At 74.5% G+C, this 22,857-nt stretch carries 18 protein-coding genes; 5 read left to right on the forward strand and 13 right to left on the reverse strand.

Annotated elements, in window-relative coordinates; translation table 11 throughout:
• The first annotated feature begins 185 nt into the window (after positions 1–185).
• Together AB0K17_RS01070 and AB0K17_RS01075 are read left to right on the forward strand one after the other, a co-directional pair.
• Positions 186–1,625 carry a zinc-dependent metalloprotease gene (locus AB0K17_RS01070; protein WP_365981690.1) on the forward strand — a complete coding sequence of 480 codons (1,440 nt, stop codon included), beginning with the start codon at positions 186–188 and terminating at the stop codon, positions 1,623–1,625.
• Positions 1,622–2,143 carry an NUDIX hydrolase gene (locus AB0K17_RS01075; protein WP_365981691.1) on the forward strand — a complete coding sequence of 174 codons (522 nt, stop codon included), beginning with the start codon at positions 1,622–1,624 and terminating at the stop codon, positions 2,141–2,143. The genes AB0K17_RS01070 and AB0K17_RS01075 overlap by 4 nt, the downstream gene beginning before the upstream one ends.
• 54 nt (positions 2,144–2,197) lie before the next feature.
• Here AB0K17_RS01075 and AB0K17_RS01080 read toward each other — a convergent pair whose 3' ends face one another.
• The 4 genes from AB0K17_RS01080 to AB0K17_RS01095 all read right to left on the reverse strand — a co-directional run bounded on the left by AB0K17_RS01080 (position 2,198) and on the right by AB0K17_RS01095 (position 6,191).
• Positions 2,198–2,956 carry an AIM24 family protein gene (locus tag AB0K17_RS01080; RefSeq protein ID WP_365965330.1) on the reverse strand — a complete coding sequence of 253 codons (759 nt, stop codon included), beginning with the start codon at positions 2,954–2,956 and terminating at the stop codon, positions 2,198–2,200.
• Between the two features lie 17 nt (positions 2,957–2,973).
• The gene (locus tag AB0K17_RS01085) at positions 2,974–3,657 is read right to left on the reverse strand and encodes an AIM24 family protein (RefSeq protein ID WP_365965331.1); all 684 of its coding nucleotides are present in this window, start codon (positions 3,655–3,657) and stop codon (positions 2,974–2,976) included.
• A gap of 11 nt (positions 3,658–3,668) precedes the next feature.
• Positions 3,669–5,390 carry a TerD family protein gene (locus tag AB0K17_RS01090; protein ID WP_365981692.1) on the reverse strand — a complete coding sequence of 574 codons (1,722 nt, stop codon included), beginning with the start codon at positions 5,388–5,390 and terminating at the stop codon, positions 3,669–3,671.
• A gap of 201 nt (positions 5,391–5,591) precedes the next feature.
• Complete coding sequence (locus AB0K17_RS01095; protein WP_365965333.1) at positions 5,592–6,191, reverse strand: M48 family metallopeptidase; 600 nt, start codon at positions 6,189–6,191, stop codon at positions 5,592–5,594.
• A 285-nt stretch (positions 6,192–6,476) separates the two neighbouring features.
• Here AB0K17_RS01095 and AB0K17_RS01100 point away from each other — a divergent pair, with 285 nt between their 5' ends.
• Both AB0K17_RS01100 and AB0K17_RS01105 read left to right on the forward strand, forming a co-directional pair.
• Positions 6,477–7,616, forward strand: a complete 1,140-nt coding sequence (locus AB0K17_RS01100; protein WP_365981693.1) for a ThiF family adenylyltransferase — start codon at positions 6,477–6,479, stop codon at positions 7,614–7,616.
• A gap of 50 nt (positions 7,617–7,666) precedes the next feature.
• Positions 7,667–9,031: an AarF/ABC1/UbiB kinase family protein gene (locus AB0K17_RS01105; RefSeq protein WP_365965335.1), complete on the forward strand. Its 1,365-nt coding sequence runs from the start codon at positions 7,667–7,669 to the stop codon at positions 9,029–9,031.
• 19 nt (positions 9,032–9,050) lie between these two features.
• Here AB0K17_RS01105 and AB0K17_RS01110 read toward each other — a convergent pair whose 3' ends face one another.
• The 5 genes from AB0K17_RS01110 to AB0K17_RS01130 form a co-directional block, all read right to left on the reverse strand.
• On the reverse strand, positions 9,051–9,263 hold the full coding sequence (locus AB0K17_RS01110) for a hypothetical protein (RefSeq protein ID WP_365965336.1): 213 nt from the start codon (positions 9,261–9,263) through the stop codon (positions 9,051–9,053).
• 92 nt (positions 9,264–9,355) lie between these two features.
• On the reverse strand, positions 9,356–9,664 hold the full coding sequence (locus tag AB0K17_RS01115; RefSeq protein ID WP_365965337.1) for a hypothetical protein: 309 nt from the start codon (positions 9,662–9,664) through the stop codon (positions 9,356–9,358).
• On the reverse strand, positions 9,661–10,023 hold the full coding sequence (locus AB0K17_RS01120) for a WhiB family transcriptional regulator (RefSeq protein WP_344438215.1): 363 nt from the start codon (positions 10,021–10,023) through the stop codon (positions 9,661–9,663). Before AB0K17_RS01120 ends, AB0K17_RS01115 begins: the two co-directional genes overlap by 4 nt.
• A gap of 132 nt (positions 10,024–10,155) precedes the next feature.
• Positions 10,156–10,449, reverse strand: a complete 294-nt coding sequence (locus AB0K17_RS01125; RefSeq protein ID WP_365965338.1) for a hypothetical protein — start codon at positions 10,447–10,449, stop codon at positions 10,156–10,158.
• 141 nt (positions 10,450–10,590) lie between these two features.
• On the reverse strand, positions 10,591–12,807 hold the full coding sequence (locus AB0K17_RS01130) for an ATP-dependent DNA helicase UvrD2 (protein ID WP_365981694.1): 2,217 nt from the start codon (positions 12,805–12,807) through the stop codon (positions 10,591–10,593).
• A gap of 198 nt (positions 12,808–13,005) precedes the next feature.
• On the opposite strand from AB0K17_RS01130, the gene AB0K17_RS01135 reads away from it, so the two are divergent.
• Entirely contained in the window at positions 13,006–13,260 is a 255-nt protein-coding gene (locus tag AB0K17_RS01135) for a mycoredoxin (RefSeq protein WP_365965340.1), read from the forward strand.
• A gap of 20 nt (positions 13,261–13,280) precedes the next feature.
• Here the strand turns inward: AB0K17_RS01135 and nudC are convergent, their stop codons facing one another.
• The 4 genes from nudC to AB0K17_RS01155 all read right to left on the reverse strand — a co-directional run bounded on the left by nudC (position 13,281) and on the right by AB0K17_RS01155 (position 22,759).
• Positions 13,281–14,210, reverse strand: a complete 930-nt coding sequence (nudC, locus tag AB0K17_RS01140) for an NAD(+) diphosphatase (protein ID WP_365965362.1) — start codon at positions 14,208–14,210, stop codon at positions 13,281–13,283.
• A 122-nt stretch (positions 14,211–14,332) separates the two neighbouring features.
• Positions 14,333–15,763 carry a dipeptidase gene (locus AB0K17_RS01145; protein WP_365981695.1) on the reverse strand — a complete coding sequence of 477 codons (1,431 nt, stop codon included), beginning with the start codon at positions 15,761–15,763 and terminating at the stop codon, positions 14,333–14,335.
• Between the two features lie 46 nt (positions 15,764–15,809).
• A complete protein-coding gene (locus AB0K17_RS01150; RefSeq protein WP_365981696.1) occupies positions 15,810–19,010 on the reverse strand; it encodes an ATP-dependent DNA helicase in 3,201 nt (1,066 codons plus the stop codon).
• A gap of 74 nt (positions 19,011–19,084) precedes the next feature.
• Complete coding sequence (locus AB0K17_RS01155; RefSeq protein WP_365981823.1) at positions 19,085–22,759, reverse strand: ATP-dependent DNA helicase; 3,675 nt, start codon at positions 22,757–22,759, stop codon at positions 19,085–19,087.
• Between the last annotated feature and the right edge of the window lie 98 nt (positions 22,760–22,857).

The raw sequence follows: 22,857 nt of genomic DNA on the forward strand, positions 1-22,857 counted from the left end.
TTGTCTTCAGTACGTGCACGCCACGTTCTTCGTGACGCGTACGGACCAGGTGACGTCCATCCTGCCGCAGGCCCCGGGCGGGCGGAGCACCAAGCCCGGATAGCGGCGGGGTGTCTACGCTTGGTGGTGTTGTCGGGCATTCGCCGCCGGTCCGGAGCCGGTGGCCCTACGAGCCGAGGAAACCCGTGAGTGACACCCCATTCGGATTCGGTCTTCCGCCGGAGGAGCCGGAGAACGGCGACGACGGCAAGAAGAAGGGCGGTGGCCAGGGAGGCGGCCAGGGGCCCGCGAATCCCTTCGGGTTCGGCGCGGCCGGCGGTGCGGACAATCCGTTCGCCGCGATGTTCGGCTCCATGAACCCCAACGATCTCGGCGCCGCCTTCCAGCAGCTCGGCCAGATGCTCTCCTACGAGGGCGGCCCGGTGAACTGGGACATGGCCAAGCAGATCGCCCGCCAGACGGTGGCCCAGGGCACGGCCGGCGGCAGCAAGGACGCCAGCGTCACGGCCGGCGAGCGGTCCGCGGTCGAGGAGGCCGTGCGCCTGGCCGACCTGTGGCTGGACGGCGTGACCTCGCTGCCCTCGGGCGCGGGCACCGCCGTGGCCTGGAGCCGCGCGGAGTGGGTCGAGGCGACCCTGCCCGTGTGGCGGGACCTGGTCGACCCGGTCGCCGAGCGCGTCGGCGCGGCCATGGGCGAGGTGCTGCCCGAGGAGATGCAGGCCATGGCGGGCCCGCTGCTGGGCATGATGCGCAGCATGGGCGGCGCGATGTTCGGCACCCAGATCGGCCAGGCCGTGGGCGTGCTCGCGGGCGAGGTCGTCGGTTCGACCGACATCGGCCTGCCGCTGACCCCGCCCGGCAAGGCCGCGCTGCTGCCGCTGAACATCGCGGCGCTGGGCTCCGGCCTGGGCGTCCCGCAGGACGAGGTGCGGCTGTACCTGGCCCTGCGCGAGGCCGCCCACCAGCGGCTCTTCGCCCACGTGCCGTGGCTGCGCTCGCACCTGTTCGGTGCGGTCGAGGGCTACGCCCGCGGCATCAAGGTCGACACGGCCAAGCTCGAGGACGTCGTGGGTCAGCTCGACCCGACGCACCCGGAGCAGATGCAGGAGGCCCTCCAGCAGGGCATGTTCCAGCCGGAGGACACCCCGGAGCAGAAGGCCGCCCTGGCCCGCCTGGAGACCGCCCTGGCGCTCGTCGAGGGCTGGGTGGACGCGGTCGTGCACGCCGCGGCCGAGCCCCATCTGCCGTCGGCCGGCGCGCTGCGCGAGACCCTGCGCCGCCGCCGCGCCTCCGGCGGCCCGGCGGAGCAGACCTTCGCCACCCTGATCGGCCTGGAGCTGCGCCCGCGCCGTCTGCGGGACGCCTCGCGGCTGTGGGCGTCGCTGGCCGACGCCCGGGGCACCGAGGGCCGCGACGCCCTGTGGGAGCACCCGGACATGCTGCCCACGGCCGCCGACCTGGACGACCCGGACGGCTTCGTGCACCGCGAGCACCTGGACTTCTCCGAGCTGGACAAGATGCTCGGCGAGGCCGCACAGGGTCGCCACGAGCCCCGCCAGGACTCCAAGGGCGATGACAAGGGCGACGGCAAGGGCGACGACGCCGAGGGTGACGAGAAGAAGTGAGCCTGCACGAGAACGCGGTCCGCGTGCTGAAGGAGTACGCGGACCAGGACGAGCTGCGCGCCGTCTACCTGGACCACCTGGCGGCCCACCCCGACGGCATGTGGAAGCCGTGCGAGGCGGGCCACGTCACCGCGAGCGCCCTGGTGATCGACCCGGAGCGCGGCAAGGTGCTGCTCACCCTGCACCGCAAGCTGGGCATGTGGCTGCAGATGGGCGGCCACTGCGAGCCCGGTGACGCCACCGTGGAGGAGGCGGCCCTTCGGGAGGCCACCGAGGAGTCCGGCATCGCGGGGCTGACGCTGCTGCCCGGCGGCCCGGTGCGCCTGGACCGGCACCCGATCCCGGCCCCCTGCAACTGGCACCTGGACGTGCAGTACGCGGCGCTGGTGCCGCAGGGCGCGGTCGAGGCGATCAGCGACGAGTCGCTGGACCTGCGCTGGTTCACCTACGACGAGGTCGCGGACGTGGCCGACGAGTCGGTCGTCCAGCTGGTGCGGCGCACGCTGGCGCGGCTGTAGAAGCATGCGTAAGGGGCGGTCACCCATGGTGACCGCCCCTTACGCATGCCCGATTCAGTTCGTCCAGATGTTGCCCTGGTTCTGCGCGTGGGCGCCGTGCTGACCGAAGCCGTACTGGGCGGCCAGGCCCTGGCCGATCTGCGCGCCCTGCGGCGGCATCAACTCACTGGGCTGCACGAGGACGTAGCCGGTGCCCATGAAGGCCAGCTCCCAGCCCTCGCCCGTGCCGCCGCGGCGCCGCCAGACGCCGGAGGAGGAGGTCTGCGCCTGCATCTGCACGCGCAGCGAGGAGGACCAGGCGACGACGGCGTCCGCGTCCGCGTAGGCGTACTTGTCGGGCGTGACCTGCATCATCAACGGCTGCCCGGAGGTCATCAGCGCGACCTTGCCGCGGCCGCTGATGGCGAGGTTGTACGACCCGGTGCCGGAGATGCCGTACTGGCTGTCCACGGCGACGGAGTCCCAGTGGAGGGTGGAGTCCATGGCGAGGACGTAGGCGCTGTCCACGGTCAGGCCGTCGTGGTCGACGTCGACCACGTGGACGTGCTGCGCGAGGTTGGCGAGGTAGACGGTGCCCTGCCCGGAGCAGCGCATCAGGTCCAGGCCCTCACCGGTGTAGGCCTGCTGGTACTGCCGCTGGGCCGACATGTACTCACCGTCGAACTCGATGAGGCCCTGGTAGGCCACCATCGCGCCCTTGCGGGCCAGGACGTCCTCGTGGCCGTTCAGGCTGACGCGCAGCATGTACGCGTTCTGCAGGGCGTAGCGGTCCTGCGTCTGGGCCTCGGTGTAGGCGAAAAGCGGGCTCTGCATGGTCTCTTCCGTCCCCCTCAGCCCCGGGCCCGGAGCCGGTCCGTACTGTCCTCGCTGGGCTGCACGACCACGAATCCCTGGCCGGAGAAACCCAGTTGGTACGCCTCGCCGCTGCCGCGGCCGATGATGGAGGACGCCTTGAAGCTGCGCTTCCCCTTCATCCGCAGGTTGGTGGACCAGGCCACGAGCGCGTCGGGGTCCACGTAGGTCTCGTCCTCGCCGCTGCCGCAGTCGACGACGATGGGCGTGCCGCGCGAGGTGAGCGCGACCCAGCCGGTGCCGCTGACGACGACGTTGAACAGGCCCTGGCCGGCGAACTTGGCCATGCCCTTGACGCGTTCGACGCCGAACTGCAGGTGGGCGTCGAACGCGAGCAGGTTGGTGCCGTTGACGGAGACGGACTCCCCCGCCAGCTGGATGCACACGACGTCCGCGCCGTAGTCGGCGAGGTAGAGCAGGCCGTCGCCGCTGCACTTCATGAGCGGCACGCCCTCGCCGGTCAGCCACTGGGAGGCCATCTGGCGCAGGGCGGGCGGATTGGGCTCGTACTGGACGAAGCCCTCGTAGGCGACCATCGATCCCGTGCGGGCGAACAGGTCGTGGCCGCTCTGCATGGCGACCTTCAGCATGCTGCTGCCGTGGTTCTCCATGCGGGCGGCGGGCGGGGTCGGGGCGTGGCCCGCGATCAGTGACTGGTCCATGACGGGCTCCCTCAGACCTCGTAGGGCTGGACGACGATGAAGTTGCCGGGCGCACCGCGGAACTGGAGGTTCACGGTCTCCCCGCTGTGGCCGGGGTAGGCGTGGCGGCGCAGCCGCACCTGGCTGGTGACGACGACCTGGGCGCCGGCCGACCAGGCGACGACGGCGTTGGCGTCGGCGAAGGTGGTGGGCGTGACCGGCAGCACCACGGGGGTGCCGCGGGTCTTCAGCACGACGGTGCCGGTGCCGTGGAACTGCATGGTGAACAGCGCCCCGCCGGGGATGCCGTGGCCGTCGATCCGGCGCACCTCGTGGTGCAGCGACTCGTCGAAGGCGAGGACGGCGTCGGCGCTGACGCAGATCGCGTCGTTCTCCAGCTGGATGGGGTGCAGGTGGGCCGCGTTCTCCGCGAGGAAGACCTGGCCGCGGCCGGTGCAGCGCATCAGCTGCATCTCCTGGCCGGTGGCGTTGCCGACGATGCGGCCCATGAAGCCGGCGCCCTTGTAGCCGAACTCGACCTTGCCCTGGTAGAGCACCATGCTGCCCTGCCGGGCGAGCACGGGCTGCGGGTCGGCGCCGAGGTCGGCGCGGATGAGCTTGGGGTTCTGCAGGGTCCAGCGCTGGCCGGTGGGCGCCTCGCGGTACGGGCCGAAGGCGGCCTGCACGCCCGGGGCGCCGGCGGGCGCGCCGGTGCCGTGGGGCGGCGTACCGGGGGCGTACGGGGGCTGGCCGACCGGGTACGGCTGGGTCGGCGCCGGCGGGGCGGGGGGCGCGGGCGGGGCGCCGTACTGCTGGGGGTTGCCGTACGCCGGGGCCGGTGCCGGGGTCGCGGAGTGGCCGTACGAGGCGTGCTGGCCCGGCATGCCGGGCGGGCCGGGAGGCGGCGGGACGGTCCCGCGGGCGGGGGTGCGGTCGGCGGCGGGCGCGGGCTCGCCGGAGAAGTAGCCGGGCGGGGCGAGGGGGGCGGCCAGCGTGGGGGCCGCATGCACCTGCGGGGCGGCCGGCGGCGGGGTGCTGCCGGGCGGCGGGGTGCTGCCGGGCGGCGGCGCGAAGGCCGGGGCGGGCTGCGGGGCCGCTGCGGCGGGCTTGCGGGCCGGGTCCTGGGAGGCGGCCGGCGGCGCGAAGGCGGGCGGCGCGGCCGGGGTGGCCTGTGCCGGGGGTACGAAGGCGGGCGCGGCCGGGGCCTGCGCCGGGGCGGGCTCCTCCTCCAGGACCTCGCCGCCGAAGTTCCTCAGCAGCGCCTCCAGACCGCCGTCGAAGCCCTGCCCGACCGCGGCGAAGCGCCACACGTCCTTCAGGTAGAGGTCCCCGAGCATCACCGCGCGCTCGGTGCTGAACTCCGCGCCGGTGAACGCGTACCGGGCGACCTCCACGCCGCCCGCGACCAGGCGCAGGTGGCCCGGGCCGATCTGCCCCATCTGCCCGTCGCCGTCGAGGGTTGCGGTGAAGGTCAGCTTGCGGATGTGGGAGGGGATGCGGTCGAGGGTGACACGGAAGGACTCCGTGTCCCCGGCCTGCGGCCCGAGCAGCTGGATGGCCTCCTCGGGCGAGGCTGGCTGGTTGAAGAAGACGAAGTACCGGTCGTCCGAGAGCCGCTCGTCGGCGTCGAGCCCGAAGCAGCTGATGTCGAAGGTCAGACCGGGGCCGGCGACCTGCACTCCCACGTACAGATCGGTGCCCGCCGTCAGGTCACTGACCCTGGCCTTGTGGCCGCGCTGGAATTCCCTGGACATGCGTGACGACCGTCCCCCATCCGTACCGTGCGAAGGCGTTGCCGCGGACGCCCTGCTGGCGCGTCGCGTTGCGCCAGGCTAACCGCTGCCGGCGACAGCCCGTGATCCCGGGGCGATTCCGGTACGGGACGGCCGCATACCGTTACACGCCGGTGCGCGGTCCGCCGTTGCGTGTGGTGCCGCTCGAGTGCGGCTCGGCTGCTACTCGCTGCGGGCGGCGGGCAGGTGCGGCAGCCGGTCGGCGGCGACCACGCCTTCGAGGTAACCGCGGGCGCGCTCGGTGCGGGGGTACGCCTCCAGCAGCCGCCAGAACTCGGGCCCGTGCCCGGGCACCAGCAGGTGGGCCAGCTCGTGCAGCAGGACGTAGTCCACGACGTACTCGGGCATGCCCTGCAGACGGTGCGAAAGGCGGATGCTGCCCTCGGCAGGGGTGCACGAGCCCCAGCGGGTGTTCTGGTTGGTGACCCAGCGCACGCTCGCCGGCCGCGCCCGCCCGCCCAGGTACTGCTCGGACAGGCGCCGGGCGCGCTCGGGCAGCTCGCCGTCGCCCAGCATCCGACGGCTCTCCTGTGCGGCGAGCTTGTCCAGCATCACCGACACCCAGCGCCGCTCCTCCGCCTCCGACATGCGGGCGGGGATGAGGACGATGGTGCGGTCGCCCTCGCGGTAGGCGGAGACCGTCCTGCGCCGGCGTGCGCTCCGTCGGACCTCGACCGGACCGCTCTGTGTCGCCGCCCGCGTGAGCGGGCTCGGGGCACTGCGCGGCGGCCTCGGGGCACTGTTCAGGGGGTCGACGGGCACGCCCCGACGTTACCCGCTGGCGGCGCGGGAAGTCCCGCCTCCGGGTCGGTTGTCGGGGAACCACCCGCAGGGCGCACGGCTTGTATGACTATCCCCCCTGGCCTGTGGACAACTCCGGGCGGGCCGGCCCCGCCGTCGGCATGCTGGGGTCCGGACGAGGGGGAGACCATGCAGCAACGCGAACTCGGAACGGGACAGCAGGCGGCACGGCAGGCAGCACAACAAGCAACACAGCATGCGGCACGGCAGGCAGCACAGCATGCGGCGGCGCACGGGCCGCATCCGATGCTCAAGCCGGCGCTGCGCCGGGCCTGGCGCAACCGGGACACGGTGCAGTTCGGGGTGGCCCCCGCGCACGCGGTGGTGGTGGGGCCGGTGGACACCGCGACGGGCTGCTTCATGGGCCTGCTCGACGGGACGCGCGGGCTGGAGCTGCTGCGGGAGGAGGCCCGGGGCATGGGGCTGCCGGAGGGCCGGGCCGACGACCTGGTGGCGCGGCTGTCCGCGGCCGGGCTGATCGACGACCCGCGGAGCGGCGGCACGGGGGCCGCCGCGCTGCGCAGCCGGGGCGGGGGCCTGGAGCGGCTGCGCCCGGACCTGGCGTCGCTGTCGGTGCTCCACCCCGGACCGGGTGCGGCGCTACGGGTGCTGGCGGCCCGCCAGGAGACGCGGGTGCGGGTGCGCGGGGCGGGCAGGGTGGGCGCGGCCGTCGCGGCGCTGCTGTCCGCCTCGGGGGTGGGCCGCGTCGACGTGCAGGACGGGGGCCGTGTCGAGCCGTGGGACGTGGCGCCGGGCGGGGTGGGGCCCGAGCGCACGGGCGAGCGACGGGACATCGCCGCCCGGCGCGTGGTGCAGCAGGCGGTGCCGGTGCCGCCGCCGCGGGCGCGGGCGGGCGGGGCCTCATGGGTCCGGGAGGCGGAGGAGGCGGAGCCGGCGCCGGCCCTGGTGATCCTCGCCCCGCGCGACGGGCTCGCGGCCTACGCCCCCGACCCCGCGGCCGCGGAGGACCTCGTCGCCCTGGGCACCCCGCACCTGTACGCGGGGGTGCTGGAGGCCACCGGCGTGGTGGGGCCGCTGGTGCTGCCGGGGCGGTCGGCCTGTGCGGGCTGCGTCGAGCTGACCCGGGCCGACCGGGATCCGGCCTGGCCCCGGATGCTCGCCCAGTGGCGGTCGGGGCGCTCCGCGGGGGTACCGTCTTGCGACATGGCACTGGCCACGGTCGTGGCGGGGCTGACCGTGGCGCGGGCGCTGGCCTTCCTCGACGGTGGGCCCGTCGCGGGCGCGGGGGTACGGCTGGAGCTGGCGCTGCCGGGGCCCGCCTGGGATCCCCGTCCCGTCGAGCCGCATCCGCGGTGCCTGTGTGGAGCGGCGGACTGCGCACCTGCGGAGAACGCCGGGGCCGCGTCGGCCCGCACGGGACAATGACCCGGTAACCGCCGTCCGCGGCGTGGCTGTTCAGCTAGTTGGAGGGGCGCATGTCTGATCTACCCCGCAAGGCGGTCACCCGTACCGTCAAGTTGGCCGCGTTGCCGCTGGGGTTCGCGGGGCGCACGGCGCTCGGGCTGGGGAAGCGCATCGGCGGCCGGCCGGCGGAGATGATCGCCGCGGAGCTGCAGCAGCGCACGGCCGAGCAGCTCTTCGCGACGCTCGGGCAGCTCAAGGGGGGTGCCATGAAGCTCGGTCAGGCGCTGTCCGTCTTCGAATCGGCCCTTCCGGAGCAGGTCGCCGGGCCCTACCGGGCGGCGCTGACCAAGCTTCAGGAGGCGGCGCCGCCGTTGCCGGTGAAGTCGGTGCATGCGGCCCTGGCGGACCGGCTGGGCGAGGACTGGCGGGATCTGTTCGAGGAGTTCGAGGACAAGCCGGCCGCGGCGGCCTCCATCGGGCAGGTGCACCGGGCGGTCTGGCACGACGGGCGCGAGGTCGCGGTGAAGGTGCAGTATCCGGGCGCGGGCGAGGCCCTGCTGTCGGACCTGACCCAACTGGGCAGATTCGCCAAGCTGCTGGGCCCGCTGGTGCCGGGCATGGACATCAAGCCGCTGATCACGGAGCTGCGCGACCGGGTCTCGGAGGAGCTGGACTACGGGCTGGAGGCGCGGGCGCAGAGCGAGCACGCCCGTGAGTTCGCGGGCGATGCCGACGTGGCGGTGCCCGATGTGGTGCACCACGGCGATCAGGTGCTGGTCACCGAGTGGCTGGAGGGAGTACCGCTGTCCGAGGTGATAGCGCACGGCACCCGGGAGCAGCGGGACCGCGCCGGGCAGTTGCTGGCCCGCTTCCTGTTCTCCGGTGTGGCCCGTACGGGCCTGTTGCACGCGGACCCGCACCCGGGCAACTTCCGGCTGCTGACCGAGGGCTCCCCCGACGGCCCGCCGGAGAAGTGGCGGCTGGGCGTCCTGGACTTCGGCACGGTCGACCGGCTGCCGCGCGGGCTGCCGGTGGAGATAGGGACGGCCCTGCGGCTGGCGCTGGAGGGCGACGCCCCCGCGGTGCACGAGTTGCTGCGGTCCGAGGGGTTCGTCAAGCCGGAGATCGAGCTGGACCCGAAGGCGGTGCTGGATTACCTGGTGCCCATCATCGAGCCGGCCCAGGTGGACGAGTTCACCTTCACGCGTGACTGGCTGCGCTCGCAGGCGGCCCGCATCGCCGACCCGCGGTCCCCTGCCTACCAGCTGGCGCGGCAGCTCAACCTGCCGCCGTCGTATCTGCTGATCCACCGGGTGACGATGAGCACGATAGGGGTGCTCTGCCAGTTGGGCGCGACGGTCCGGCTCCGGGAGGAGATGGAGGCCTGGGTGCCCGGCTTCGCGCCGAGCGCCCGCAGCCGGGACACCTCCGCCTGACCGGTCCCTCACCGGGCCCTCACCACCAGGCGGAGTCCAGGCGGCCCTCGATGGCCCGGATGTTGGCCCGGGCGCAGGCGTCGCAGAAGTACTGACGGCTGCCGTTCTCCACGGAGCAGGTCCAGGTGGGGGGCGGGGTGCCACCGGGGGCCGGGGTTCCGCAGCGGGCACAGGTGACCGGCTCGGCGGGCTCGGGGCCCAGCTGCACGGGTTCATGCGTCTTGGAGGCCACGCCCCCGACGATAGCCCCGCGAGCGGGCGGGGTGCGGGTGGCGCACCCAACGCGGCGCGGGGCCGGTCCGTTCGGACCGGCCCCGCGGGCGCTCACTGCATGACGGCCATGGCCAGCGCGCGACGGGCGCGCAGCGAGGCACGCTCGGCACGGCGCTGCATGCGCCGGGCGGCGGCCAGGCGCACGGCCCTGCGTTGGGACTCGGCCTCGCGCAGCCTGTCGTGCACATGAGCCCTGGCCAGGGCTTCTGGGATGAGTTGCATGGCGTGGTTCCTGTTCTGGCGATGCTCGGTGGCGGTCTCGTGGGAGACGAAGGGCTCGGGGGTCGGGCGCTGCATGGTCGGGTCCTGCTTCTTGGGGTCGTGCGTCGAGGGGCGGTCGATGGTGCCTGCGGTGATCATGCGGCGACCGGGTTCTTGCGCGGGCGGCCGCGGGGGCGCTTGCGGGCGACGACCACACCCTGGACGAACAGCTCGCCACCCCAGACGCCCCAGGGCTCGCGGCGGTCCTTGGCGCCGGCGAGGCAGGCGGCGCGCAGCGGGCAGGTCTGGCACAGGGACTTGGCGTACTCGACGTCGGCCGGCGACTCGGCGAAGAAGACCTCGGGGTCGTAGGAGCGGCACGGGACCGGCACGCCGAGGTTCTCGATGGCCTCGTCGAGGTCCGTCAGGGTGGTCAGGGCGGTCAAGGAGTCCTCCGTGGGGACGGGCGGGGGGATCAAGTCGGTGGCTACGGACGGGGTGTGCGCCTTGAGTTGCACGGTGTGTGATTCCTCGTCTGTTGTTCCGGCGGGTGACCGGAGTGGTGTCCCCCGGCTTGGGGGCAAAGCGAAGGGCCGCGGATCCCGGTGTGGGTTCCGCGGCCCTGGAAGGTGCCGACCTGATCGCGCCGATCAGGCTGGATCTCTCCAGGGTTCGAGCCCACGGAAGGCCCACGTCTTGGGAAGGTGCTGCTGCTGGACGGTGACCGACTCGGCGCCATTGGTCGCCGGCGCAAAGGCATAGGCCGGAGCCTGTGCCTGTGCTGCTGCCATGACCTCGGACGCCTTGGTCGGTCGCTCTTCGATGAGGACGATCCGACCGGCACCGGACAGACCGGTGCCCTGGACGGAGCCGAAGCCGGAGCCGAGCATGGCGGAGCCGATACGGCGATCGGTCATTTTGTCGAAGCTGTTGAAGCTGATCATTTTCTCCGCCTCCTCTCGGCGTCTCGGGGACCGCTGCGAGCGGTCGTCTTCGGTTGAGTGCAGCAGGAACCCGGCGGATCCGTAAAGGACCCGTCGTTTCCCTGCTCGGAAGGCTATGGGCACTGCCTCCACGGGCGCAAACTATTTTTCCGGAGATTCTTCGGAGGTGTCCGGGGACACATCCGAAGACGGCTCCGTGCGTGCGCACAGGGCGAGGACGTCGGACCCGAACCGGTCGAGCTTCCGTCCTCCGACACCTGAGATGCACGCCAGCTCCGATTCGGTTCCCGGAACGGCCTCGGCAATCGCGAGCAGCGTCTTGTCGGTGAAGACGCAGAACGCGGGCTGGCCCAGCAGCCGGGCCTGCTCGGCCCGCCAGTCGCGCAGCCGCTCGTAGAGCGCCTCGTCGAGCTCCGAGGGGCAGTCCTCGCAGCGCATCAGCTTGATCTCGCCGGCGTCGGTCAGCGTCCGCCCGCAGACCCGGCAGCGGGCGTGGCCGCGCTTGCGCCGCACTCCGCGCTCGATGCCGCCCCGCCCGGGGGCGGGCGCGGCGGCGTGCCCGGCGCGGGCCGCGGTGGTGCCGGGCCGCAGCCCGGTCAGGAAGCGGGTGGGGCGCCGGCCCGGGCGCCCGCCGGGGGCCCGGGACAGCGCCCAGGACAGGGTCAGGTGCACCCGGGCGCGGGTGACGCCGACGTAGAGGAGGCGGCGCTCCTCCTCCACCTGCTCGTCCGTCCTGGCGTAGGTGATGGGGAGCATGCCCTCGGTGAGGCCCACCAGGAAGACGGCGTCCCACTCCAGGCCCTTGGCGGCGTGCAGGGAGGCGAGGGTGACGCCCTCGACGGTGGGGGCGTGCTGGGCGGCGGCCCGCTCGTCCAGCTCGGCGACCAGGTCGGCGAGGGTGGCGGTGGGGCGGGCGCGGGCGAAGTCCTCGGCGAGGCGCACGAGGGCGGCCAGGGATTCCCAGCGGTCGCGGACGGCTCCGGAGCCCGCGGGGGCCTGGGGCGTCCAGCCGCGGGTGCCGAGCACGGCCCGTACCTGCGCGGGCAGGTCCTCGGCGTCGGCGAGCTGGGCGTCGCCGTGGCCGCCGGCCCGGGCGGCGCCGCGCAGCAGCAGCCCGGCCTCGCGGACCTCGGGCCGCTCGAAGAACCGCTCGGCGCCGCGCAGCTGGTAGGGCACCCCGGCGTCGGCCAGGGCCTGCTCGTAGACCTCGGACTGGGCGTTGATCCGGTACAGGACGGCGATCTCGCTGGCGGGGACGCCGGAGGCGATCAGCTCGCGCACCCGGCGGGCGGTGCCCTCGGCCTCGGCGGGCTCGTCGGCGTACTCGGCGTAGGTCGGCTCGGGGCCGGGGCCGCGCTGGGAGACCAGCTCCAGGCGGTGCTCGGCGGCCCGGCCGCGGGCCTGGGAGAGCAGCCCGTTGGCGAGGTGGACGACCTGGGGGGTGGAGCGGTAGTCCCGGACGAGCTTGATCACCGTGGCGTGGGGGTGCCGGGTGCGGAAGTTCAGCAGGTGGTCGGGGGTGGCGCCGGTGAAGGAGTAGATGGTCTGGCTGGCGTCGCCGACCACGCACAGGGTGTCGCGCTCCCCCAGCCACAGCTCCAGCAGCCGCTGCTGCAGGGGGCTGACGTCCTGGTACTCGTCGACGACGAAGTGCTGGTACTGCCGGCGCACGGTCTCGGCGATGTCGTGGCGGTCCTGCAGGACGCCGACGGTCAGCAGCAGCACGTCCTCGAAGTCGATCACGCCGCGCTCGCGCTTGAGCTGCTCGTACATGCCGTAGACGCGGGCGATCTCGGCGGTGTCGCGGGGCGCCTCGCGGCCGGCCTTGGCGGCGGCGGCCGGATAGTCCTCGGGGACGGTCTGGGTGACCTTGGCCCACTCGATCTCGGCGGTGACGTCGCGCAGCTCGTTGCGGTCGAGGCGGATGCGGCAGCGGGCGGCGGCCTCCGCGACCACCTGGACCTTGCGGTCCAGCAGCCGGGGCATCTCCCCGCCGACGGCCTTGGGCCAGAAGTACTGCAGCTGGCGCAGGGCGGCGGAGTGGAACGTACGGGCCTGGACGCCGCCGGCGCCCAGCTGCCGCAGCCGGCCGCGCATCTCCCCGGCGGCCCGGTTGGTGAAGGTGACGGCGAGCACACTGGCGGGCTGCAGGATCCCCGAGCGCACGCCGTAGGCGATGCGGTGGGTGATGGCCCGGGTCTTGCCGGTGCCAGCACCGGCGAGGACGCACACCGGCCCGCTCAGGGCGGTGGCCACCTCGCGCTGCTCGGGGTCGAGCCCGTCGAGCACCGCGTCGGCCGTCTCCGGCACCTGGGGGAAGCCCTGGGAGAAGAGGGGGGAGTGCGTTGCTGCTGTCACCCCGCCATGCTGCCAGGTCCACCGGGGCGAGCGGGAATGTTGTCCACAGGGGTGACCCGCCGGTCGTACAAGTCAGGACGTGCTGTGCGCCACTACGACGGGGGCGACGGGAATGCGCCATCGTCGGTCCGCGTTGACCGTCCGGAAACACCAGGTTGCTCCCTCGGAGCAGCACCGATCAGAAGGAGCGCGGGTCGCATGTCGAACGCCGTGACGATGTACAGCACCACCTGGTGCGGCTACTGCCGCCGGCTGAAGAGCCAGATGGAGCGCGAGGGCATCGCCTACAACGAGGTCAACATCGAGCTCGACGCCGATTCGGCGGCGTTCGTCGAGAAGGCGAACGGCGGGAACCAGACGGTCCCCACCGTTCTCTTCGCGGACGGCTCCACGCTCACCAACCCCTCCCTCGCCCAGGTCAAGGCCAAGATCGGCAGCCTCAGCGGGGTCTGAGCAGGCTCTGCGGCAGGGGTCTACGGCAGGGGCTCGCCGTACCAGAGCTCGATCAGCCGGGCCGCGATCGAGATGCCGGTGGGGGGCAGCACCTCCCCGGACTCGAACGCGGCCCGCAGCTCGTCGCGGGAGAACCAGCGCGCCTCGTGGATCTCCTCGCCGTCGACCTGGATGTCGCAGGAGGTGGCGCTGGCCATGAAGCCCAGCATGAGGCTGGAGGGGAAGGGCCAGGGCTGGCTGGCGACGTACTCGACGTCGCCGACGCTCACGCCGGCCTCCTCCGCCACCTCGCGGCGCACGGCCTGCTCGATGGACTCCCCCGGCTCCACGAAGCCCGCCAGGGTCGAGAAGCGGCCCTCGGGCCAGTGCATCTGCCGGCCGAGCAGGGCCCGGTCCTTCTCGTCGGTCACCAGCATGATCACGGCGGGGTCGGTGCGCGGGTAGTGCTCGGCGCCGCAGGCCGGGCAGCGGCGGACGTGGCCGGCCGCGGCGATGACGGTGCGCTCGCCGCAGCGCGAGCAGAAGCGGTGCAGGCGCTGCCAGTTCTCCAGGGCCACCGCGTGCACCAGCAGCCCGGCGTCGCGCGGGGAGAGCAGCAGGCCGGCCTCGCGCAGCCCGGCGGGGCGTGCGGACTGGTCGATGCGCCCGGGCAGGCTGTCCTTCTGGACGGCGAAGTAGGCGACGCCGTCGGCGTCCTGGCCCAGGAAGTAGCGGTGGGTCTCGGTGACGGGCGCCTCGAAGGCGGGCGTCATGACCAGTTCGGTGCGGCCGTCGGGGGTGTCGTCGACGAGCGCCTGACCGCCGGAGACCACGAAGACCCGGGTGGTGGGGTGGCTCCAGGCGGCGGAGAGCCAGGCCTCGTCGAGCCGGTGGTGGGCGGCTCTGTCGATGCCGCTCGCGCCGCTGAGCGTGATGGGCCGGGTGCTTGTGAGATCGGTCCAGTCGGTCATGGTCACGGCTGCTTCCAACTCCCCCTCTTGACGGTGGTCGTGCTGCTGCGGCTGGTGCCGCGGTACGGGCCGGTGGCCGGGCCGGCGCCGGTGGCGTGTGGTGCGGCGGGCGGCGTCCGCGGCTAGGCGCGGGCCGCCGGCCCGCCGGCGCAGGTGGCGGCGAGGTCGGCCCACAGGTGGGCGGCGCTCTCGGCGCCCTTCAGGAGCAGGTCCAGCTCGACCTTCTCGTTCGGGGCGTGCCAGCCGTCGGAGGGCACCGAGATGCCGAGGAACAGCACCGGGGCGCCCAGGACGTCCTGCAGGTCGGCGGCGGGGCCGGAGCCGCCCTCGCGCGTGAAGCGGATCTCCTGCCCGAAGGCGCGGCCCATGGCGCGGGCGAGCGAGGTCAGGGCCGGGTGGTCCAGGGGCGTCAGGCACGGGCGGGTGGACCCGGTGAAGGTGATCTCGTGCCGGATGCCCGCGGGGAGCCGGCCGGCCACCCACTGGCGCAGGGTGTCCTGGATGCGCTCGGCGTCCTGGCCGGCGACGAGCCGGAAGGACAGCTTCAGCTGGGCGCTCGACGGGACGATGGTCTTGCCGCCGGGGCCCTGGTAGCCGCCGCCGATGCCGTTGACCTCGGCGGTGGGGCGGGCCCAGATGCGCTCCAGGGTGCTGTAGCCGCTCTCGCCGAGGGTGCCGTGCGAGTGGGCGGCGCCCAGCCAGCGCTTCTCGTCGAAGGGCAACTCGGCGATCAGCTCGCGCTCGCGGTCGGTGAGCTCGACAATGCCGTCGTAGAAGCCGGGGAGGGTGACGCGGCGGTCCTCGTCGTGCAGGGCGGCGGCCAGGCGGGCGGCCTCGGTGGCGGGGTTGGGCACCGCGCCGCCGAAGGAGCCGGAGTGGATGTCCTGGTCGGGGCCGTACAGGTCGATCTGGCACTCGGCCAGGCCGCGCATGCCCGTGCAGACGGTCGGGGTGTCCTCGGACCACATGCCGGTGTCCGAGACGATCACGACGTCGCAGGCGAGGCGGTCGCGGTGGGCGTGCAGGAGGGCGGGGAAGTTCGGGGAGCCGGACTCCTCCTCGCCCTCGATCAGCAGCTTGAGGTTGACGGCGGGCGTGGTGCGGCCGGTGGCGGCCAGGTGGGCCCGTACGCCGAGGGCGTGGAAGAAGACCTGGCCCTTGTCGTCGGCGGCGCCGCGGGCGTAGAGGCGGTTGCCGACGGTGGTGGGCTCGAAGGGGTCGGTGTGCCAGCCGTCCTCACGGGCGGCGGGCTGCACGTCGTGGTGCCCGTAGACCAGGACGGTGGGGGCGGCGGCGTCGCCGCAGGGCCACTCCGCGTAGACGGCGGGGGCGCCGGGGGCCTCCTGCGTACCGGTCTCCCAGACCTCGGCGACGGGGAAGCCGGTCTCCTTGAGCTTGTCCGCGAGCCACTGCGCGCTGCGGCGTACGTCCGGGGCGTGGGCCGGGTCGGCCGAGACGGAGGGAATGCGCAGCCACTCGGCCAGGTCCTGGAGGAAGGCGGCGCGGTGCTCGGCGAGGTACGCGCGGACGACGGTGTCCGGGGTGTTGCTCATGCATCGAGCCTATCGGGAGCCGCGGTGCGGCTCGGAGCGGGTTTCCTCACACTTCCTCCCCCAGGATGATCTTTTCGAGGCCGGCGCGGTCGGGCAGGCCCGGCGGGTGAACGGTCAGGCCGTCGCGGACGTGCACGAAGGCGGCGCCGACGGATTCCAGCGGTATGCCGTGCTGCTCGGCCCAGGCCACGCGGTAGATCGCGAGCTGGAGGGGGTCGGCCTCGCCCTCCCGGCTCGTCTTCCAGTCGACGATCTCGTAATGGTGGCCGCCGTCCGGGGCGGGGGTGCGGTAGACGGCGTCGATGCGGCCGCGGATCGCCCGGCCGGCGAGGGTGATCTGGACGGGCGCCTCGACGCGGTAGGGGGTGCGGTGGGCGTACGGGGTGCGGCGGAAGGCCTCCTTCAGCTCGGCCAGGTCGCGCTCGTCGGCAATGCGGGAATCGTCGTCCTCGCCGCCGGGCAGCTCGTCGGGGCCGAGCAGGGGCAGCGGCAGCGTCTCGAAGCGGGATTCGACCCAGGCGTGGAAGCGGGTGCCGCGGCGGGCCGCGGGCTGCGGGCGCCGGGGCATGGGGCGGGCCAGGTCGCGGGCGAAACCGTCGGGGTCGGCGGCCAGGCGCACGACCTGGGAGGCGGTCAGGGCGGCCGGCAGCTCGACCTCGCGCACGGTGGCGCGGGCGCGGCGCAGCTCGCCGACGAGGGCGTCGAGGTCGCGGTCCCAGGAAGCGACGACGCGGGCCTCCTCGGGGAGCAGCTCGTCGTCCTCCGCCTCCTGCGCATCGGTGCCGTCGGCAGCGAGGTGGTCCAGGACGGCGCGGGCGGCCGCACGGCGGCGGGCGAGGGAGGCGGCGTCCAGGGGCAGGGGCCAGGAGTGCTCGCGGTCGTCCTCGGCCAGGGCGGGGTTCTCCTCGCCCTCCTCCGGGGCCGGGGCCCAGGCCTCGATCTCGCCGTGGCCCGCCTCGCAGTGCTCGCGCAGGGCTTCCAGGAAGACGGAGGGTCCGCGCGGCCGGCGCTGGCTGGGCCCCCACCAGTGGCCCGAGGCCAGCAGGAGGGAGCGGGGGCGGGTGAAGGTGACGTAGCCGAGGCGGAGCTCCTCGGTGTGCTGGTGCTCCTTCATCGCCTCCTTGAACGCGGTCATGCCCTTGGCGTCCGGGCCGGTCAGCTCCGGGAGGGTGGTGGCGTCGCCGCGCAGGGGATGCGGCAGCACCTTGGGCTGGGCCGTCCAGGCCTCGCGGCCCTGCTCGCTCGGGAAGCTCTTGGCCACCAGGCCGGGCACGGCCACGACGTCCCACTCCAGGCCCTTGGACTTGTGCGCGGTGAGGATCTTGACGGTGTCCTCGCCGCCGGGCAGGGACCCGTCGAGACCCTTGTCGTACTGGGCGGCCGTGCGCAGGAACCCCAGGAAGGCGGACAGGGTCGCCTCCCCGTCGAGGGCGGCGAAACCGGCGGCCACGTCCAGGAAGCGGGTGAGGGTCTCGCGGCGGCGGGCGGCCAGGGCGTGCGGGGAGGCGGAGAGCTCGACCTCCAGACCGGTGGTCGCCAGAACGCGGTGCAGGACGTCCATGAGCGGGTCGGCGAGGCTGCGCCGCAGGTCGCGCAGCTCGGCCGCCAGCCGGGCGAAGCGGACGGCGGCCTCCTTGGAGAAGGGCAGGCCGTCGTCGGGCGCGGTGGTCAGGAAGGTGTCGAGGGCGTCGGCCAGCGAGACGGTCTCGGTGGGATCGGTGCCCTCGACGGCCTCGGCCAGCCGGCGCCCGGGATCGGTGCCCGTGCCCGCGTACGGGACGAGGGTGCGGGCGCGGCGGCCGAGCAGGGCCAGGTCGCGGGGGCCGATGCGCCAGCGGGGGCCGGTCAGGAGGCGGACGAGGGCGGCGTTGGCGGTGGGGTCGTCCAGGACCTCGCACACGGCGACCAGGTCGGCGATCTCGGGCAGGTGCAGCAGCCCGGACAGGCCGACGACCTCGACGGGGACGTCGCGCTCGACGAGGGCGGCCTGGATGCCGGCGAAATCCGTGGCCGTACGGCACAGGACGGCGATCTGCCCGGGCGGGGTGCCGGTGCGCACCAGGTGGGCGAGGGAGTCGGCCAGCCAGGCGAGCTCCTCGGCGTGCGTGGGCAGCAGGGCGCAGCGCACGACGCCGTCGCGCTCGGCGCCGGGGGCCGGGCGCAGGGCCTCCACGCCCTCGTGCCGGGCGCGCAGGGGCGCGGCGAGGCCGTTGGCGAGCTCCAGGAGGCGGCCGCCGCTGCGCCGGTTCTCGCTGAGGGCCTGGCGGCGGGCGGGGGTGCCGTCGGCGTGCGGGAAGTGGCGGGGGAAGTCGTCGAGGTTGGCGACGGAGGCGCCACGCCAGCCGTAGATGGCCTGGCAGGGGTCGCCGACGGCGGTGACGGCGTGGCCGCTGCCGGCGCCGAACAGTCCGGCCAGCAGCAGGCGCTGGGCGACGGAGGTGTCCTGGTACTCGTCGAGGAGGACGACGGCGTAACTCTCGCGCAGGATGCGGCCGACCTCCGGCCGGGTGCCGGCGAGCTCGGCGGCCAGCGCGATCTGGTCGCCGAAGTCGAGCAGGTCGCGGGAGCGCTTCTCGCGGCGGTAGTCCTCGACGAGCCCGAGGAGCTCCCCGCGGGCGCGGGCGGTCTCCGGGATCCTGCGCAGGTCTGCGTTGGTCAGCCGGACCCCGTCCAGCTCCTCCAGCAGGCCCTGGTCGAACGCGCGCAGACGGGCGGGGGTGACCAGGTGCTCCGCCAGCTCGCCGTCGAGCGCGAGGAGGTCGGCGACGAGGTCGGCGAACGAGCGGGTCAGGGCCGGGTGCGGCCCCGGGGAGGAGCGCAGCACGCGGGCGGCCAGCTGGAAGCGGGTGGCGTCCGCGAGGAGCCGGGCGCTCGGTTCCAGGCCGATGCGCAGGCCGTGCTCCTTCAGCAGCTGACCTGCGAACGCGTGGTACGTCGAGATGCGCGGCTCGCCGTCGGCGTCCTCCGCAACCGTGCCGGCCGCGGCCAGGGCCTTGCGGACGCGCTCCGCCAGCTCGCCCGCGGCCTTGTTGGTGAAGGTCAGGCCGAGCACCTGCTCGGGAGCCACCTGCCCGGTGCCCACGAGCCAGACGACACGGGCGGCCATGACGGTGGTCTTGCCGGAACCCGCACCGGCCACGATCACCTGCGGGGCGAGCGGCGCGGTGATGCAGGCCGTCTGCTCCGGGGTGAACGGAATGCCGAGGAGCTCCTTGAGCTCCTCGGGATCGGTCAGGCGCGGGGTCACACCGGGAACGCTACCGGGGGCCACTGACATCACTCTTGCTTCTAACTCGACGCTGCTTCTACTCGACGCTGCTTCTACTCGACGACGTGGCGGCCCTCGGGCCGGGCGCTGCACGAGGCACGGAAGGTGCAGTGGGTGCAGTGCTGGCCGGGGCGGGGGGTGAAGCGTTCCTCGAGGACACGGCCGGCGGCCTCCGCGAGGAGGGAGCCGATCCACTCGCCGTCCGGGGCGTCCTGGGCCTGGACCTTGGGCAGGGCGTCGCCGCCCTCCTTCTTGGCCGCACCCTGGCGCAGGTGGACGAGTTCGGCGCCGCCCGGCTCCGGGCGACGGCCGTCGAAGACGTCGTCCACGGCGCCCTCGGCGACGGCCCGCTGGTAGACGGCGAGCTGGGGGTGGACGGCGACCTCCTTGGCGGTCGGCGCGTTCTTGCCGGTCTTGAAGTCGACGACGTAGGCGCGGCCGTGGTCGTCGCGTTCGACGCGGTCCATGGAGCCGCGCACGCGCACGAGGTACTGCTCGGCCTTGAGGGTCACGTCGAAGGGGTGCTCGGTGGCGACCGGGTGCCGGCCGCGTTCCATCACGTGCCAGCGCAGGAAACGCTCCAGGGCGGCGCGGGCCGTCTCCTTCTCCTGCTGCGACTTCCACGGCGCGTCGAAGGCGAGGGCGTCCCACACGCCGTCGAGGCGCTCCATCAGCACGGCGAGGTCCGCGGGCGTACGGCCGGAGGCGACCTCGTCGGCCAGGACGTGGACGACGTTGCCGAAACCCTGCGCCGCCGTCGCCGGGGCGTCCGCCTTGACCTCCCGGCCCAGGAACCACTGCAGCGAACAGCCCGTGCCGGTCAGCTGGCCGACGGCCGACGGCGACAGGGCCACCGGCCGCTCGGGATCCCGCAGCGGGGTCTCGTTGTGCGTCGTCTCGTGCAGCCCCCACCAGCGGTAGGGGTGGGCGGCGGGTACGAGGGGCTGGCCGTCCTCGTCCCGCAGCGCGGCCAGGGTGGCCAACCGCCGGGCCGCGGCGGCGCGCAGCGCCGGGGTCGCCGCCGGGTCCACGGTCGTCGCACGCAACTCGGCCACCAGCGCGGCCACGGCCAGGGGCCGGCGCGGACGGTGCGCTATGGCCACGGGCTCGACGCCCAGTTCGGCCAGGAACCGCGACGGCTGGTCGCCGTCCTCCGCGGCCGCCTGCACGGCGGTGACGACCAGCCGCTCGCGGGCACGGGTCGCCGCCACGTAGAACAGGCGGCGCTCCTCCGCGAGCAGGGCGCCCGCAGGCAGCGGCTCGGCAAGCCCGTCCCGCCCGATGCGGTCGGCCTCCAGCAGGGAACCGCGCCGGCGCAGGTCCGGCCACAGGCCCTCCTGCACGCCGGCGACGACGACCAGCCGCCACTGCAGGCCCTTGGAGCGGTGCGCGGTCATCAGACGTACGGCGTCCGGACGCACCGGGCGGCGCGTGAGCGTGTCGGCGGCGATGTCCTGGGCCTCGACCTCGTCGAGGAAACCGAGGGCACCGAGCCCGCCGGTGCGCTCCTCCGCGCGGGCGGCCGTCTCGAACAGGGCGCAGACCGCGTCGAGATCACGGTCGGCGTTGCGGCCCGCGGGACCGCCGCGGTGCGCCGCCCGCTGCAGACGCGAGGGCCACGGGGTGCCGTCCCACAGCGCCCAAAGGGCGTCCTCGGCGGTGCCGCCGCGCACCAGGATCGCGCGCGCGTCCCGCAACAGCCCACCCAGGCGCTGGGCGGCGCGCGCGTACGCCGGGTCGTGCGCGACGAGGCGCTCGGGCTCGGCGAGCGCCCGCGCAATGAGCTCGTCCGAGGGCCGTGGAGCAACCTCCCCGGCGGCACGCTCCTCCTCCCGCAAAGCCCGCCCGAGCCGCCGCAGATCGGCGGCGTCCATGCCGCCGAGGGGCGACGTCAGCAACCCGATGGCCGTCTCGGCGGCCAGCCGCCCCCGCGCCTCCGGCGCGGGGGCGCCCCCCACGACGGCCTCCTCGGCGGCCGCGGAAGCGGCGGCGCCCCCGGGCACCTCGGCCGCCGCGCGGGCGGCGGGACCGGCGGCCTCGGCCGCCCCACTGGCCCCGGGGGCCGCGCCGACTGCCGCAGGCGCCGCGCCAGCAGCCTCGGAACCCGCGGGAGCCGCAGCGGCGGCTGTGGACGTCGCTGACGGCACGGTCGCCGCAAGAGCGGCGGAGCCGGCGGAGCCGGCCGCCTCGGAAGCCCCGGAGCCCCCGGCAGTCGCAGCAGCTGCGGACGTCACCGGCGCCGCGGGCGCCGCCGGGGAGCCGGCGGACCCGGCCGCCGCAGGAGACCCGCCGGATCCGGGGGTCGTGGGTGCCGCAGGAGACCCGGCAGCCCCGGCGGCCTCGGCCGTCACGGAGGGCCCCGACGGGCCCGTGCCGTCCGCGGCCTCCGCGGCCCCCACCGCCTCCCGCAGGGCCGCCTCCGCGGCCACGCGGAGGGCCGTCAGCAGGGGGGCCACCGCCGGTTCGTGGCGGAGGGGGATGTCGTCGCCGTCGACCTCCACGGGGACGCCTGCCGCGGTCAGGGTGCGGCGGAGGGTGGGGATCGAGCGGGTGCCGGCGCGGACGAGGACGGCCATGTCCTGCCAGGGGACGCCGTCCTCCAGGTGGGCGCGGCGCAGGATGTCGGCGATGTTGTCGGTCTCGGCGCCGGCCGTCGGGTAGGTGTACGTCTCCACGCGGCCGCCGTCGCGGACGGCCGTCAGGTCGCGGTGGGCGCGTACCGCGTCGGCGGGCAGGCGGGTCAGCGGCATGCGGCGGGTGAGCAGCCGGGTGGCCTGGAGGAGGTGCGCGGCGGAGCGGCGGCAGGTGGTGAGGACGGCCACGGGTGCGGGGGTGCCGTCGGCGGTGGGGAAGGCGTGCGGGAAGTCGAGGATGCCGCCGACGTCGGCGCCGCGGAAGGCGTAGATGGACTGGTCGGGGTCGCCGAGGGCGACCAGGGTGCGGCCGCCGCCGGCGAGGGCGTGCAGGAGGCGGTTCTGGGCGGCGTCGGTGTCCTGGTACTCGTCGACGAAGACGGCGTCGTAGCGGCGGGCGAGGTCGGCGGCGACGTCGTCGCGTTCGGCGAGGAGGACGGCCCGGTGGACGAGCTCGGCGTAGTCGAGGACGCCGCGGGCGTCGAGGACGTCGAGGTACTCGGCGAGGAAGGCGGCGGCGGCGCGCCAGTCGGGGCGGCCGCTGCGGTGGGCGAAGGCGCCGAGGTCGCCGGGGCCGAGGCCGAGCTCGCGGGTGCGGGCGAGGACGGCGCGCATCTCGTCGGCGAAGCCGCGGGTGGTCAGGCAGGCGCGCAGTTCGTCGGGCCAGCGCACGCGGCCGCGGCCCTCGCGGGCGAGGGCGAGCTCGCCCTCCAGCAGCTCGCGGACCATGACGTCCTGTTCCGGGCCGGACAGCAGGCGCAGGGGTTCGGCGAACGCCTCGGCGTCCTGGTGGGCGCGCACGAGGGCGTAGCAGTAGGAGTGGAAGGTGGTGGCCTGGGGGCCGAGGGTGCCGCCGAGGCGGGCGGCGATGCGGTCGCGGACGTCGACGGCGGCCTTGCGGCTGAAGGTGAGGACGAGGATCCGCTCGGGGTCGGTGCCGCGCCGCACCCGTTCGGCGACGGCCTCGACGAGGGTGGTGGTCTTGCCGGTGCCGGGGCCGGCGAGGACCAGCAGGGGTCCCCGCTCGTGCTCAACCACCGCGCGCTGGGCCGCGTCCAGCTCGAGGGGGGCCGCGGGACCCGGCCGGGTGCGCACCAGGCGGTACGCGCCCGGGGCGGGCTGGGGCGACGAGGTGGAGGAGCTCACGTGTGGTGCCGGTCCTGGTGGGTCTGGTGTGTCGGGAGGGGCCCGGT

This window comes from Streptomyces sp. NPDC049585, assembly GCF_040675615.1.
Taxonomy (GTDB): domain Bacteria; phylum Actinomycetota; class Actinomycetes; order Streptomycetales; family Streptomycetaceae; genus Streptomyces; species Streptomyces luteosporeus.

Excerpts from the sequence above, each read along its gene's own strand:
- AB0K17_RS01080 (WP_365965330.1), bottom strand. The coding sequence starts at position 2,956 with ATGCAGAGCCCGCTTTTCGCCTACACCGAGGCCCAGACGCAGGACCGC.
- AB0K17_RS01085 (WP_365965331.1), bottom strand. The coding sequence starts at position 3,657 with ATGGACCAGTCACTGATCGCGGGCCACGCCCCGACCCCGCCCGCCGCC.
- AB0K17_RS01090 (WP_365981692.1), bottom strand. The coding sequence starts at position 5,390 with ATGTCCAGGGAATTCCAGCGCGGCCACAAGGCCAGGGTCAGTGACCTG.
- AB0K17_RS01100 (WP_365981693.1), top strand. The coding sequence starts at position 6,477 with ATGCTCAAGCCGGCGCTGCGCCGGGCCTGGCGCAACCGGGACACGGTG.
- AB0K17_RS01105 (WP_365965335.1), top strand. The coding sequence starts at position 7,667 with ATGTCTGATCTACCCCGCAAGGCGGTCACCCGTACCGTCAAGTTGGCC.
- AB0K17_RS01115 (WP_365965337.1), bottom strand. The coding sequence starts at position 9,664 with ATGATCACCGCAGGCACCATCGACCGCCCCTCGACGCACGACCCCAAG.
- AB0K17_RS01125 (WP_365965338.1), bottom strand. The coding sequence starts at position 10,449 with ATGATCAGCTTCAACAGCTTCGACAAAATGACCGATCGCCGTATCGGC.
- AB0K17_RS01135 (WP_365965340.1), top strand. The coding sequence starts at position 13,006 with ATGTCGAACGCCGTGACGATGTACAGCACCACCTGGTGCGGCTACTGC.
- nudC (WP_365965362.1), bottom strand. The coding sequence starts at position 14,210 with ATGACCGACTGGACCGATCTCACAAGCACCCGGCCCATCACGCTCAGC.
- AB0K17_RS01145 (WP_365981695.1), bottom strand. The coding sequence starts at position 15,763 with ATGAGCAACACCCCGGACACCGTCGTCCGCGCGTACCTCGCCGAGCAC.